This window comes from Arthrobacter sp. AG367, from assembly GCF_007828995.1.
In the GTDB taxonomy this organism is placed as follows: Bacteria; Actinomycetota; Actinomycetes; order Actinomycetales; family Micrococcaceae; genus Arthrobacter.
The window spans coordinates 38,320-51,736 of sequence record NZ_VIVE01000007.1 but is presented as its reverse complement, the minus strand read 5'-3'; the positions used below and the strand labels follow the sequence as shown (position 1 = coordinate 51,736).

General features: G+C 60.5%; 11 protein-coding genes. 3 read left to right on the top strand and 8 right to left on the bottom strand.

Translation table 11 applies throughout. The features are described from left to right. Positions 1–17: 17 nt before the first annotated feature. Together trxB and trxA are read left to right on the top strand one after the other, a co-directional pair. Entirely contained in the window at positions 18–974 is a 957-nt protein-coding gene (gene trxB / locus FB478_RS16485) for a thioredoxin-disulfide reductase (protein ID WP_018769868.1), read from the top strand. Positions 975–1,011: 37 nt separating this feature from the next. Beyond that, positions 1,012–1,338 (top strand): thioredoxin, encoded by a 327-nt coding sequence (gene trxA / locus FB478_RS16480; RefSeq protein ID WP_018769869.1) that lies wholly within the window; start codon positions 1,012–1,014, stop codon positions 1,336–1,338. A gap of 3,971 nt (positions 1,339–5,309) precedes the next feature. Here trxA and FB478_RS16475 read toward each other — a convergent pair. The 8 genes from FB478_RS16475 to rpmH form a co-directional block, all read right to left on the bottom strand. After that, on the bottom strand, positions 5,310–6,614 hold the full coding sequence (locus FB478_RS16475) for a ParB/RepB/Spo0J family partition protein (protein WP_144601136.1): 1,305 nt from the start codon (positions 6,612–6,614) through the stop codon (positions 5,310–5,312). 66 nt (positions 6,615–6,680) lie between these two features. Further along, complete coding sequence (locus FB478_RS16470) at positions 6,681–7,763, bottom strand: ParA family protein (RefSeq protein WP_315898351.1); 1,083 nt, start codon at positions 7,761–7,763, stop codon at positions 6,681–6,683. A gap of 89 nt (positions 7,764–7,852) precedes the next feature. Beyond that, on the bottom strand, positions 7,853–8,503 hold the full coding sequence (rsmG, locus tag FB478_RS16465; RefSeq protein ID WP_056392334.1) for a 16S rRNA (guanine(527)-N(7))-methyltransferase RsmG: 651 nt from the start codon (positions 8,501–8,503) through the stop codon (positions 7,853–7,855). A 20-nt stretch (positions 8,504–8,523) separates the two neighbouring features. Then, the gene (locus tag FB478_RS16460) at positions 8,524–9,087 is read right to left on the bottom strand and encodes a R3H domain-containing nucleic acid-binding protein (RefSeq protein WP_134164852.1); all 564 of its coding nucleotides are present in this window, start codon (positions 9,085–9,087) and stop codon (positions 8,524–8,526) included. Beyond that, the gene (gene yidC / locus FB478_RS16455; protein WP_018769874.1) at positions 9,087–10,058 is read right to left on the bottom strand and encodes a membrane protein insertase YidC; all 972 of its coding nucleotides are present in this window, start codon (positions 10,056–10,058) and stop codon (positions 9,087–9,089) included. Before yidC ends, FB478_RS16460 begins: the two co-directional genes overlap by 1 nt. Before the next feature lie 15 nt (positions 10,059–10,073). Further along, entirely contained in the window at positions 10,074–10,466 is a 393-nt protein-coding gene (gene yidD / locus FB478_RS16450) for a membrane protein insertion efficiency factor YidD (protein WP_018769875.1), read from the bottom strand. Further along, complete coding sequence (gene rnpA / locus FB478_RS16445) at positions 10,459–10,869, bottom strand: ribonuclease P protein component (RefSeq protein WP_081620205.1); 411 nt, start codon at positions 10,867–10,869, stop codon at positions 10,459–10,461. Before rnpA ends, yidD begins: the two co-directional genes overlap by 8 nt. A 40-nt stretch (positions 10,870–10,909) precedes the next feature. Further along, positions 10,910–11,047 carry a 50S ribosomal protein L34 gene (gene rpmH / locus FB478_RS16440; RefSeq protein WP_003800212.1) on the bottom strand — a complete coding sequence of 46 codons (138 nt, stop codon included), beginning with the start codon at positions 11,045–11,047 and terminating at the stop codon, positions 10,910–10,912. A gap of 468 nt (positions 11,048–11,515) precedes the next feature. On the opposite strand from rpmH, the gene dnaA reads away from it, so the two are divergent. Next, positions 11,516–12,937 (top strand): chromosomal replication initiator protein DnaA, encoded by a 1,422-nt coding sequence (gene dnaA / locus FB478_RS16435; RefSeq protein WP_018769876.1) that lies wholly within the window; start codon positions 11,516–11,518, stop codon positions 12,935–12,937. The last annotated feature ends 480 nt before the right edge of the window (positions 12,938–13,417 follow it).

Below are 13,417 nucleotides of genomic sequence, written 5' to 3'. Positions count from 1 at the left end.
AAGAGGTTCACGGTCCAGTGACCATCGAAGAGAAGACGGCGTCCGGCGTTCGTGACGTCATCATTGTGGGCTCCGGCCCGGCGGGCTACACGGCCGCCGTCTACACAGCCAGGGCGAACCTCAAGCCTCTGCTGCTGGCGGGGTCAGTGACCGCCGGCGGGGAGTTGATGAACACCACCGACGTTGAAAACTACCCCGGCTTTCCGGAAGGGATCATGGGGCCGGACCTCATGGAGAACTTCGAGAAGCAGGCGGCACGCTTTGGTACCGAGATCCAGTTCGAGGATGTAACCACGCTCGAACTTGAGGGCGCCATCAAGACGGTGACCATCGCCACGGGGGAGACCTTCAAGGCGAAGGCGGTCATTCTCTCCACTGGTTCCGCATACAGGGAACTTGGCCTGCCTAACGAGAAGCGCCTGTCCGGGCACGGTGTCAGCTGGTGCGCAACCTGTGACGGTTTCTTTTTCAAGGATCAAGACATCGCCGTAATCGGCGGTGGCGATTCCGCCATGGAGGAGGCCCTGTTCCTCACCAAGTTTGCGAAATCGGTAACGGTTGTTCACCGTCGCGATTCGCTGAAAGCCTCAAAGATCATGGCGGACCGGGCACTGGCACACGACAAGATCAACTTTGTGTGGAACAGCACCGTGGACGATGTGCTGGGAACGGACAAAGTGACGGGTATTCGGTTGAAGAACCTGTTGGACGGATCTTTGTCAGACCTCGCAGTGACAGGTGTCTTCGTCGCTATCGGCAACGATCCCCGTACGGACCTCGTCAAGGATGTCCTCGCGCTGACGCCTGAGGGAACCATCGCCGTGGAGGGTCGCAGCTCCCGTACCAGCCTTCCCGGCGTCTTCGCTGCCGGAGACGTTGTTGACCCTACCTACCGCCAGGCCATCACTGCCTCCGGTTCCGGCTGTGTCGCGGCAATAGACGTCGAGCACTACCTGGCCGACCTGACGGCATAATCTGCCCCCACTGTTATCCGAAGAGAAAGATAAGGTTATGAGCAACGCTAAAGATGTAACTGACGCAAGTTTCGGCTCCGACGTTCTGTCCGCCGAAAAGCCGGTAATCGTGGACTTCTGGGCCGAATGGTGCGGGCCCTGCCGCAAGCTCGGACCTATCCTGGATGAGATTTCCGTGGAGTATGGTGAAAAGGTTGACGTCGTCAAGGTCAACGTAGACGACAACCCTGCCATCGCCGCTGAGTATGGAATCACTTCCATTCCTGCCGTTTACCTTTTCCAGGGTGGCGAAGTGAAGAGCACAGTTATCGGTGCCAAGCCAAAGCAGTTCTTCGAAAAGGAATTCGCAGACGTTCTCTCCTGAGCACCCGTCCCTGCGGTAGGCAGGAAGTGGGATCTGCACAAAGTTGGCCATCGCCCCGGGGCGGTGGCCAATTTTTGGTCTGCGCCCATTGAGATGGGACGGGTCAGACAGGGTTTCACGTGAAACATTCGTTCGACAGGGCATGAAACGCCTAGTCTGCACTATCAGGGCCTTTTCGCTGGCGACGAACTTCGTACGGGACTGTGGACCAACCATTCGGGCCGCACAACGGGTTACTGCCTCCAGCTACTAGTAGGTCGCGTTTCACGTGAAACATCCGTCTGGGTGGACTGGGTGGCGAACTTGAGCCATGCTGCCCTGGGTAAGCAGGACTAGGCGACCGTAACTTGCGTGGCAATGAATTTGTGCGTCCCCCCTTCTTGAGAGCGTGCGAGCCGTGTTCGCCTCGCTTGACCGCCCGAGAAATGGGGTGCCGGTGTGGAGCTTTAGCTGCCCACAATTCGGTGAGCAGCTCTGAATCACGCTTGTCGCGATCCGGTGGGTCATTTCTGGTTCCGATCCTCTACATGTCAGGCAGAGCACAACTATCGAAACTATTCCCAAGGCCGCGAAGCTTGTTCGACCAGAGAATTCATTACGTGCAGCCGGAGACCCTGACGCGCGGGGAGGGTGGAGCTGCGGTCCTCCCAGCACTTCCAGGTCGCTTTGGAGCGTCACGAGGGGACGAAGTTGCAACCGGACCGAAACCGGCACAGTAGGGCCAGGAATTGACCATCTTGACGCGGGGTGAAGGAGAACGGTGATAGTTCCCCGCTCACAAACTATAGGCACAGCCGATCCTGGCCCGACCACAGAGAGTTGGGCATGATGTGAGGTGCAGTTGTGGGCATGTACAGAATCTGACGTTTAGTGATGCTGGCCCAGCGAGACCGCTGCATCTGTTGTCGCCCATGTCCGGGCTACTGTCGGTGCACCCTGGTCCTGCGGCGGCCCGTAGAGGTCTCACGTACTCCGGAACACTTGGAAATTCTATGGCAGGTCGTTAGCCATATAGAGGCATCCGGGCTCCCGCGGAGCGCAGAAGTGTTTCACGTGAAACATGACAAGCACAGGGGAGTGCGCGGCGTTTCACGTGAAACATCTCCACTCTCGGCCCGCGACTCAGACCGGAGATGGGCAGTAAGGGCAGCCCCGCACCAGTGAAGGAGTAACGGAAACCCTACGGTGCAACGCGGTATGAGTATCGGTACGTAGGACCCCCTTGCTTCGTTTATCCAAGCGCTTATCCGACCTCGGTTACCGAGATGCCGCAATGACTTACTGGACAGTCGCGCGCTGATCGACGCGACCGTCCGCCCCCAGCTCGCGGTCGGCAAAGGCAACAAGGATCGTACTAAGGGCCAAGCGCGGCAATCTCACCTGGTTCACGACGCATTCACACTGTGTGTGCGTCTCGACACCACGGCCTGGGGGCACCAGCCGGCGGCACGAGCCGATGCAGCAGCAGCTAGACCGCCAGGCTGATGGCCCAGTGTGGACATGTGGATCGAAGCCTCCCGTTCAGCGTCCCACGAAACGATATCCACTGTGAATTGGAGCAGGGGCATGTCCCTGTCCCGGTCGGAAACTCCACGCATTCGCGCCTGCGGCCGAGCGCCCTGCGACCCGTCACCCCCACCGTGCGCGCAGAGTTATACACAAAGTTTTCCACATGCCAATCGCGTCAGTATCCACATACTTATCCACAGCCGCTGCAGCTTCCGCAGATCTGATCCCCATCACATGGCAGACTTTACTGCCGGCAGATCCGGAGTTGTCCCAGCGGTTATCCGCGTGAAAATGCAGGCCGAACGGTTCCGAGATGGGGAGGCGCGTCCACGAAAGCCACCAATCAACCAGTCGGGTGCTATCTCCAAGCGTACGCGGGGGCTGCAGACGACATTGAGGATCGTTTCACGTGAAACGCATACCCACGCTCCGAGTCGGATGGCGCGCGCGGCGGGAACGGTCGTCTTGGACCCCCGACTGACGGTTTAGCACATTGAGTCTTACCCACACCTGCCGCCAGAGTTATCCACACCGTTATCCACAATGATATCCACCGATGAAATTGGTCACACAAGCCCGTGGCATCCCAGTTCTGCTCCGCCGGCAACTGCGCCAAGGGGAGCCACGGGACCTCCTGCCGGCCAACAGGAAAGGGATATGTGCCACCCGCGATGGGGCTTTTGGTTAGTCACCTCTGGAAGCGCAAGAAGCCAGTACCGTGATGACCCTATCCAGCCCCTCTCCTGGTCCTCAAGAGCTTCGAAGCAGACCACCCTTTCGGCCGCGCCTCCCGGTACAGTGGCTGGTGCAAACTAACGCGCATACCAGTAGGACATTGCCGGTACCTGGCCACGACTGTGCCCCTTCCATTACGAGGTGACGCATCTGCAATCCGCGAGCCATCAACATCCAGGTGAATCCCAGCCCCGCACTCAGTGATCGGCGCCCACCCACTCACCTGCGGCGACACGTTCCGGAGAACAGCACCACATATGGCTCAGCTACCAAAAAAGGCGGACTCGTCACGAAGAGACGACCAGTGGTCAGGAGACAATTATGGCGCCCCAGATAAGGCCGGAGGCCAAGCAGGCATCGAACAGAGGTGTGGGAGCGAGCACGCGAGGCGAAGGCCATAGAGTCCGCTCTACTCTGGTGGGGCCCGCATTACTGCTGGGCTGACGGATGACGCCTTCCAGTCGGGGCCTGGTGCCCAAAGCAAGCGCGCATGTTTCACGTGAAACGCGGAGCGTAGCCTTCCCGCACGGCTCCAGCATCATCGGTATCAAGGATCCACGTCGTGGTCCACTGGCTCAGCGGGCAGCCGAACCCCATGGCAGCTGGCTGTTTCACGTGAAACGCCATGCTTGACTGACGCCCGCGAGCAGCCGCGTGACGGCATCAACGCGCAGGTGGACGCAAGCGCATTCCTAGATACGGTGGACCCTGACATAGTAGACTTTCGCCTGGGCCATGATTCCGGGCTATCACCAGGATTGAACAAGTCCCATGGCTATCGTGCATGGCTATAGAGCTATGACAGTCGGCCCAGGTCGTCCACGTCGAGGACGTCTACGAGATTCTCTGCGCACACTTGGTGTCGGGATCGGACGCGCTCCGATATGGCACTGGACATGTTCCCGCAGTTACCGAACCTGACGCCGATATGCCGCTGAAGCGGGAAAGGTCAAGAACCTGGGTCTTCCACGAATGGGGGCGTTCATCGAAACGCCCGGATTCTCGGTTACCAGCCGCGTATGCCGATCATTTCAACTCGGGCGGAAACCCCATGCAGAGCAAAATGCTCCAGCAATGGCACTACATTCACCAAGATCTGGCAAGTCCTCCACGCGAGCGTCCAGCAGAAGGGTGGAGTGTGGCCGAGCGTGCAGTTATCGGACTTTGGCGGCAAGCCACAGATCACCGCAGCATCGCACTAAGCGTCTTTGCGGGGTGATTTGCGGAGCGATTGCACCGCAGAAGGCGGCGGGACTCACCCTTGTTTCACGTGAAACAAGAACGAGGGTAACCAGCCCATGAGTCCTTGACCCACCAGAGACCACACCACAACTGGCCGACGCATAAAGGTCAGGAACACCGTTTTGTGACGCCGGCACCGACGCCCGCGTCTAGCGTGGACCCAGTATGGCGGATCTGCAACTTACCGCTGCGCACGTACATAGATGGAGTTGGGGCTGCTGTCCGGCCTCCCAGCGGCACTAAATCGGCCCCGTGCACGCCACCAATCTGACAGAACAAGTGCAGCCGCACGATGTACGCCGGCAACCCCGCGGAAGCCAGCCAGGAACAACCAGGAATAGGCAGGGTTCGGGGACTAGCTGGGGGAGGGTTGAACGACACAAGGGCCTGAAAACAGCCTCATCAACCAACCATGGGAACCACGGGCAATGATCACCAAAACAAAAAGGCCCGATTCGCAACGAACCGGGCCTTCTAACTTTGAATCAGTTGGTTGAACCTGGAGCCAAGACATCCATGATCCTGTTCAGGTCTTCGACGCTGGCGAACTCGATACTGACCTTACCCTTCCTGACACCAAGGGAGATTTTAACGTTGGTATCAAGGCGGTCCGACAGCGAGGATGCCAGGTAGTCCAGGCGTTCGTGCCGTGCTCCGGGACGCGGGATATTGTTCTTGGCGGGCTTGGCCGGATCCTGGTAGAGCGTAACCGCTTCTTCAGTAGCGCGGACAGACATTCCCTCTGCGACAATTTTCTGCGCAAGCCGTTCCATGGCTGCAGCATCGGGAAGGGAGAGAAGCGCCCTGGCATGGCCGGCGGACAGCACACCCGCCGCAACTCGCCGCTGAACCAGCGGGGGCAGCTTCAACAGGCGGAGCGTGTTGGATACCTGGGGCCGGGAGCGGCCGATGCGATCCGCCAGCTGCTCGTGGGTGGTGCCGAAGTCTTCGAGGAGCTGCTGGTAGGCCGCCGCTTCTTCGAGGGGGTTCAGCTGGCTGCGGTGCAGGTTTTCAAGCAGCGCATCCCGGAGCAGGTCATCGTCCGTTGTGTCACGGATAATGGCGGGGATGGTTTCCAGGCCCGCTGCCTGTACGGCGCGCCAGCGGCGCTCACCCATGACCAGTTCATAGGGCTCGCTACCGGATTCGGTTGAGGTGCGGACCACAATTGGCTGGAGGACGCCGATTTCGCGCACCGAGTGCACCAGCTCAGCCATGTCATCCTCATCGAAGACATTTCGGGGCTGCTTGCGGTTCGGATGGATGTCTGACACCGGGATTTCCGCAAAGCGGGCACCGGGAACTTCCACCAGCTCAACACCGGATTCCTCCCGGAAGTCTGCACCGGCGGTCTCGGCAGGCACTGGACCGTCTTCGGCAGGGCTGTCCACAACCTCGGGGACTGCCGGGGTTTCAGCGGCGGGGGAGGATTCCGGGGACTCATTGGAGCTGGCCGCGGAAGTCTTCCTGGCAGCCGTCTTTTTCGCCGGAACTTCCGGACTTGAGGAAGCAGACTTCCTGCCGTCGCCGTCTTTGTCCGGCGCCGTCGTGGCAGCCGCTGCGTTGCCTGCCGCGGTGCGCTGGCCGGGAGCCGTGGCTTCCTTGTCCTGCATTTTCGCGGGGGCTTCGGCTGCGGGTTGTTCTACCGGCTCGGTTTTCTTCCGTCCTTCGGGAAAGAACAGATCCACAGGCCGGGATACCGTCCCACCGTTGCCCGACCCATTGGTTGCGGCGGAACTCGGAATCAGCGCGCCAAGACCGCGGCCTAGGCCCCGTCGCTTCTCGCTCATGGGTAAATCCCTCCAGTGGTAGAGCCCCGGACCAGCCTGGCTCCGTGCGTTGCGGTATTGAAGATTTTAGCGTTCGGCTATTTCAGCGGCGGCTTCCAGGTAGGACAGTGCGCCACTCGAGGACGGATCATACGTCATGACTGTCTGCTGGTAGCTGGGAGCTTCGGAAATCCGCACGGACCGTGGAACCACAGCCGCGAGCACCTGGTCCGGGAAATGCTGGCGTACCTCTGCGGCCACCTGGGCAGCGAGGTTGGTGCGGCCGTCGTACATCGTCAGGAGGATGGTTGAAACAACGAGGTCCGCGTTGAGGTGCTTCTGGATCATCTCGATGTTCTTGAGGAGCTGGCTCAGGCCCTCCAGCGCGTAGTATTCGCACTGGATGGGGATAAGAACCTCGCTGGCGGCGCAAAAGGCGTTGACCGTCAGCAGGCCCAGGCTGGGCGGGCAGTCAATGAACACGTAGTCCAGGCGTTCTTCACCGTTCTTCTCGCGGGTCTTCGCGTAGACATCGATGGCACGCCGCAACCGCTGTTCGCGGGCAACAAGCGAAACCAGTTCAATCTCGGCACCCGCAAGATGGATGGTGGCCGGGGCACAGATGAGCTTTCCAATGTCCGGGCACGGGGCAACCACATCCGCCAGCGGGACGTCATTGATCAGGACGTCATAGATGCTGTCCACGTCGGCATGGTGCTCAATTCCCAGTGCGGTGGAAGCGTTGCCCTGGGGGTCGATATCGATGACCAGGACGTTCAGTCCGGCAGCCGCCAGGGCCGCGGCAATATTCACGGTGGTGGTGGTCTTGCCCACCCCGCCCTTCTGGTTGGAAACCGTGAAGATGCGGGTCTTGTCAGGACGCGGGAGCTGACGTCCCATCAGGCGCTCACGGCGCTTCGTCTCGTGGGCAAGCTCGCGGGCGATGGGACTTGAATCATCGATGGCGTCAATGACGTTCGAACGACCTGAAGTGGTTGTTTCACGTGAAACCGCACTGCCGGCGGACGCGGCACCAACCGTTTTAGGGTGATTACCACCTCTTCCGGGTGCCATTGCTATACCGGCAAGCCCGGACCCAGCGACAGAACGTGCCGACCCCAAGGACACAAACGGCGGGATCCGTTGTGCGGAGGCTTCACTACTGGTCACTGGGGCACACTCACTCTCGTTCAGCCAATTTTGCTGCCGTTGTCTAGCCTAACTGCTCCGACCCGCTGACAGCCGTCAGCGGGCCCGCATTAGGACTTCTTTTGGGGCTTGTTTACAACGATGCGGACCACCGTGGTGGGTTCCTCAAGGAGGTTGTCGCCCACCGTCAGCACGGAAGTCTCAATACCACCCAACTTGCGGATGGTCTTGGCAGCCTTCTCGATCTCCTCGCCGGCGCTGCGGCCCTTGATGGCCACCACTTCACCGTGGCCACCAAGCAGCGGGATGGTCAAGCCGGCGAGGTTGGTCAACGCCGATACCGCACGGGCTGTCACCACGTCAGCCTCCACCTGCCCCACGGCGAGCTCGGCGCGGGTGCGCATCACCGTGACATTGTCCAGGCCTAGGTCATCAACCACTTCCTGGAGCCAGATCACGCGGCGCTCCAGGGGTTCAATGAGCGTGAGCTCAAGGTCGGGGCGCGCAATGGCAAGGCATAGGCCGGGCAGTCCGGCGCCGCTTCCGACGTCGGCAACGTGGCTTCCCTGGGCGATCTCGCTTTCGATGACGGCACAATTGAGCACGTGCCGGCTCCACAGCCGGGGAACCTCGCGCGGCCCGATCAGGCCCCGCTCAGTGCCGGACGTTGCGAGATGCTCCACGTAGCGCTTTGCCAGGTCCAGGCGGTCGCCGAAGATCTTCTCAGCAGCGCGAAGCTCTGCTGCCGTGATGTCAACCATGGTTATGGGGTCAGCATTCTCTAGTCTGCGGAAACAACAATGTGGCGTCCGGCGCCTTCGCCCTCGGACTCGCTGACCAGGCCGAGGTCGGCCACGGCGTCGTGCACGATCTTGCGTTCGTAGGCGCTCATCGGTTCCAGGGCGACGGACTTGCCGGTCTCCTTCACGGAAGCCGCTGCGTCTTCGGCGATCTTCTGCAGATGGCCGGTGCGTTCCTGCCGGTAGCCGTTGATGTCCAGGACAAGCCGGGAGCGGTTTTCCGTGGCGGACAGGACCGCCAGCCGGGTGAGCTCCTGGAGGGCCTCGAGGACCTCGCCGTCCTCGCCGACAAGGCTCTCCAGCCCCTCGGTTTCCTCGTCGACAACGATGGAAATGTACGTCCGGCCGTTGCGGACCTCGATGTCAATGTCGCCGTCGATGTCGGCGATGTCCAGCAGTTCCTCAAGGTAGTCGGCAGCCACGTCCCCCTCTTCCTCGAGGCGGCTGGCGGCGGAGACCTTGGCGGACGAAGCATCCTGGTTCACGGACTCGTCCTGATCTTCAATCTCTTCAGAAAGGGCGTGTTCGGTGCTCTCGGCTGACATTACTTCTTCTTCCTGTTCTTGCGCTGGGGCTGGACGCGCTGTCCCTTGGTCTCAAGTGCGGCGGCCGCGGCGGCGTCGGTTTCTTCATCCCGCTTGCCGGTGAGGACGGAAAGGGCGGGGAGGCCCTTGGCGGCACGGCGTTCGGCGAGGGCCTTGGCTGCGGGGGATCCCGGCGTCGGCATGCGGCGGATGACGAAGAACTGCTGGCCCATGGTCCACAGGTTGGTGGTGGTCCAGTAGATGAGCACACCGATGGGGAAGTTGATGCCGCCCACACCGAAGACGATGGGCAGGATGTAAAGCATCATCTTCTGCTGCCGCATGAACGGGCTGGCCATGGCCTCTTCGGACATGTTCTTGGCCATGATCTGCTTCTGGGTGATGAACTGCGAGGCCGTCATGGCCAGGATCATCACGATGGAAAGGATCCACACAGCAACCTGGTTGCCGCCACCCCCGCCATGCAGCAGGGAGGCAGACAGCGGAGCACCAAAAATGCTCGACGCGTCGAATTCCACAACCTGCTCATGGCTCATGGCACCGATGCCGGCGCCCTGGTCCTTTGCGGCGGAGATACCGGAGAGCACCTGGAACAGTGCAAAGAAGAACGGCATCTGGATCAGCATGGGCAGGCAGGCCGAGAACGGGTTGGTCCCGTGCTTCTTGTACATGGCCATCTGTTCCTGCGCCATGGCCTGGCGGGACAGCTGGTCGGTCTTGCCCTTGTACTTGTCCTGGAGCTTCTTCAGGTCGGGCTGCAGCAGCTGCATGCCGCGCTGGGCCTTGATCTGCTTGACGAATACCGGGATCAGGGCGGCACGGATCACCAGCACGAGTCCGATGATGGACAAAGTCCAGGTCCAGCCGTTCGCAGCAGGCATCCCGATGGCGCTCAAGCCATCGTGGAATCCGATCATGATGATGGAAACCAGCCACTTGAACGGGGCCATGATTGTTCCAAAGAAGTCCATACTTATCCCTATTCGTCAGGCCGCACTGCGGCCTTCTTCATCAGTCCGAGCAACCAGGTACCTGTCCGGATTGTTCAGCACAACAATTGTGGGGGTCTGGCCTGCGGGCCATTCCCTGTGGCCGGCGGGGACGTGGTCCACTCCGCCGGCATTCCATGGATGGCAATGGCCAAGGCGCCGGACCGCGAGCCAGCTCCCCTTGACGGCGCCATGGACAGTGACCGCTTCAAGGGCGTAGGCCGAGCAGGAAGGGAAGAATCGGCAGACCGGCCCGTACAAGGGAGAAACCACCTTGCGGTAGGCCATCAGCAGAAGAATGAGGACGTTGCGGGGCAGGTTCCAGAGGAACTTGCCGACGGCGGCAGGCACGTTGCGGAAACGGGCGACGACGGCGGTGGCGTTAGACACGCGTTGTCCCCTCCTGTGTTGTACCGGCCGAACCTGTCGCGGCAGCCCGTGGAGGGCGGCCAGCCAGCCGGTTCAGCGTGGATTCCAATGCAGCGTTGTAGTCCGACAGCAGCTGGTCCCAACTGGCGGACGCGGACGCCGGAAGCGCCCGCACCACAATAGCCAGTCCTGTACCGTGCTCTCGCAACGAGGCAGCAGCTGCTTCTCTCAGTCTCCTCTTAACGAGGTTCCTGACCACAGCGTTCCCTACACCCTTGGAAACAATGAACCCGATCCGGCTGGGTTCGTCGGCAGCAATGGCTGCCGCATATAACACTACGTTCCGGCGCCCATTGCGGACACCGGAACGTACGGTTGTTGAAAAATCGGTTGAGGTCCTCAAGCGGTTGCGGGCGGCCAGCACCTTAAACTCGCAAAGGGATGTCTACCGACAAGCCAGTTATCTAGGCCGACAGTTCGGTGCGGCCCTTGCCACGACGGGCTGCCAGGATGGCACGGCCGGCACGGGTACGCATACGAAGGCGGAAGCCGTGCTTCTTGGCTCGACGGCGGTTATTCGGCTGAAAAGTCCGCTTGCTCACGTTAGTTACTCCAGTGGATCAAAGGTGCGCCCACCCGATCAGTATGGGGAAGAACTGGCCGACGCTAAGTTTTGTATATGCACGCTTCCCCCGGCTGTCCGGACGCACTGCGCCTGGAGAGTTCAGATGGGGCCAAAAAGCGGACACAAAGGACTTCACAACGTTAGGGCAATCTGCAGGCCGGAGTCAAACCGGAAGGCGCCTTGGCGGCTGTCCCCAGCTGTGCCTAAGTATCCCCAACAGCCTGTGGATGAAGTGGCTCACAGGGGCGTTCCGAGAACCACAACAGTGTAATTATCCACAGCCGGATAGCCAGCTATCTTCTAGGCTTTTCATCCCCTAGAGTGTCCCAGTAGCCGATTATCCACGGACTGTGCATAACCCTGTGGATTAAGTGGGGCCAGCACCCTGGTTCCGGACTTGGGCTGCAGGCAATGCAGGCAAAGCAAGTTTTGAGGGAACCGATTGATGACAGTAGACGAAGCCAACCACGCCAATACTGTCGGAAGTTCCTGGCGCCGGGTTGTCAGCCTGCTGGAACAGGACCACCGCGTATCACCCCGCCAGAGGGGCTTTGTCATCCTTGCCCAGGCGCAGGGGCTCATCGGTTCCACCCTCCTGGTGGCCGTGCCCAATGAACTCACCCGGGAAGTGCTGCAGACCCAGGTCAAGGACGCCCTGGACGATGCCCTGCACAACGTCTTCTCCGAGGACATCCGCTGCGCCATCGACGTCGACACGGATCTGGTTCCCATCCATGAGGAGCCTGAGCCCGTCGTCGAGCCCGCCTACGCACCTGACCAGCTGATCGAGCAGAAGCCGCAGCCCATGCTGCCCAGCACGTCGCATGAATTCGGCCGGCTGAACCCCAAGTACGTCTTCGACACCTTCGTGATCGGTTCCTCGAACCGCTTTGCCCACGCAGCCGCCGTCGCTGTCGCCGAAGCTCCTGCCAAGGCGTACAACCCGCTCTTCATCTACGGTGACTCCGGACTGGGTAAGACCCACCTCCTGCACGCAATCGGCCACTACGCCCGGCGGCTCTACAGCGGGATCCGTGTGCGCTACGTCAACTCCGAAGAGTTCACCAACGACTTCATCAACTCCATCCGTGACGACGAGGGCGCCAGCTTCAAGACCACGTACCGGAACGTGGACGTGCTGCTCATTGACGACATCCAGTTCCTGGCGGGCAAGGACCGGACGCTGGAGGAGTTCTTCCACACATTCAACTCGCTCCACAACAACAACAAGCAGGTAGTCATCACCTCGGACCAGCCGCCCAAGCTGCTGGCAGGGTTCGAGGACCGCATGAAGTCCCGGTTTGAGTGGGGCCTGCTGACGGACATCCAGCCGCCGGAACTCGAAACCCGTATCGCCATCCTCCGCAAGAAGGCACTGAGCGAGGGCTTGTCGGCACCGGATGATGCCCTGGAGTACATCGCTTCCAAGATTTCCAGCAATATCCGCGAGCTTGAAGGTGCCCTGATCCGGGTAACGGCCTTCGCAAGCCTGAACCGCCAGCCCGTGGACGTGGCACTTGCCGAAATGGTCCTGAAGGACCTGATTACCGACGACGGCGCGCAGGAGATCACGTCCGCCCAGATCCTCCAACAGACGGCGGACTACTTCAAGCTCAGCATGGAAGAACTGTGCAGCAAGTCCCGGACCCGGACACTGGTCACCGCCCGGCAGATCGCCATGTACCTCTGCCGGGAGCTGACTGACATGTCGCTTCCCAAGATCGGGCAGGAACTTGGCGGCCGCGATCATACGACGGTCATCCACGCCGACCGGAAGATCCGCGAACTGATGGCCGAACGCCGTGTGATTTACAACCAGGTGACAGAGCTGACCAACCGGATCAAACAGCAACAGCGCGACTCCTGAATCCACACCGCCCCCGGCACTCCATACCTTATTAACAGGGGCATGTGGATAAGCCTGTGGATAGTTAAGGGGACAAGCGCGGTTAATGGGCTTAAAACCCTTAAGCCGTCTGTGGATCGTTAAAAACCGGCCTTCACGTTGTCCCCATCCACACCCTGTTTAAAACCCAGTTAACGCACAGTCCGTGAACAGGCCTTAACCGCGGAACGGTGGGGCAGGACAGGGTTATCCACAGTTTCCACAGCAGTTATTAACACTACGAATCCCAAAAAATTGAATTCCCTCAAACAACAAGATCGATCCGGACGCCCGGCGAGGGGGCCTGCCGGCCCCAAAGCGGGCCGGGCTGTACACCGGGGGATGGGTTAATCGAGGATCTTCCGGCTAAGCTGTCAGCAGCGCTCCCATCCCTGGGTTTCTGCGTGGTTGCGAGCTCGACGAACCATGCACCAGCCAGGGTGCGCCCCACTTCTTCCGGAG

Coding starts and splice junctions, on each gene's coding strand:
- FB478_RS16460 (WP_134164852.1), bottom strand. CDS start 9,087: ATGTCAGCCGAGAGCACCGAACACGCCCTTTCTGAAGAGATTGAAGAT.
- FB478_RS16475 (WP_144601136.1), bottom strand. CDS start 6,614: ATGAGCGAGAAGCGACGGGGCCTAGGCCGCGGTCTTGGCGCGCTGATT.
- dnaA (WP_018769876.1), top strand. CDS start 11,516: ATGACAGTAGACGAAGCCAACCACGCCAATACTGTCGGAAGTTCCTGG.
- trxA (WP_018769869.1), top strand. CDS start 1,012: ATGAGCAACGCTAAAGATGTAACTGACGCAAGTTTCGGCTCCGACGTT.
- yidC (WP_018769874.1), bottom strand. CDS start 10,058: ATGGACTTCTTTGGAACAATCATGGCCCCGTTCAAGTGGCTGGTTTCC.
- rsmG (WP_056392334.1), bottom strand. CDS start 8,503: ATGGTTGACATCACGGCAGCAGAGCTTCGCGCTGCTGAGAAGATCTTC.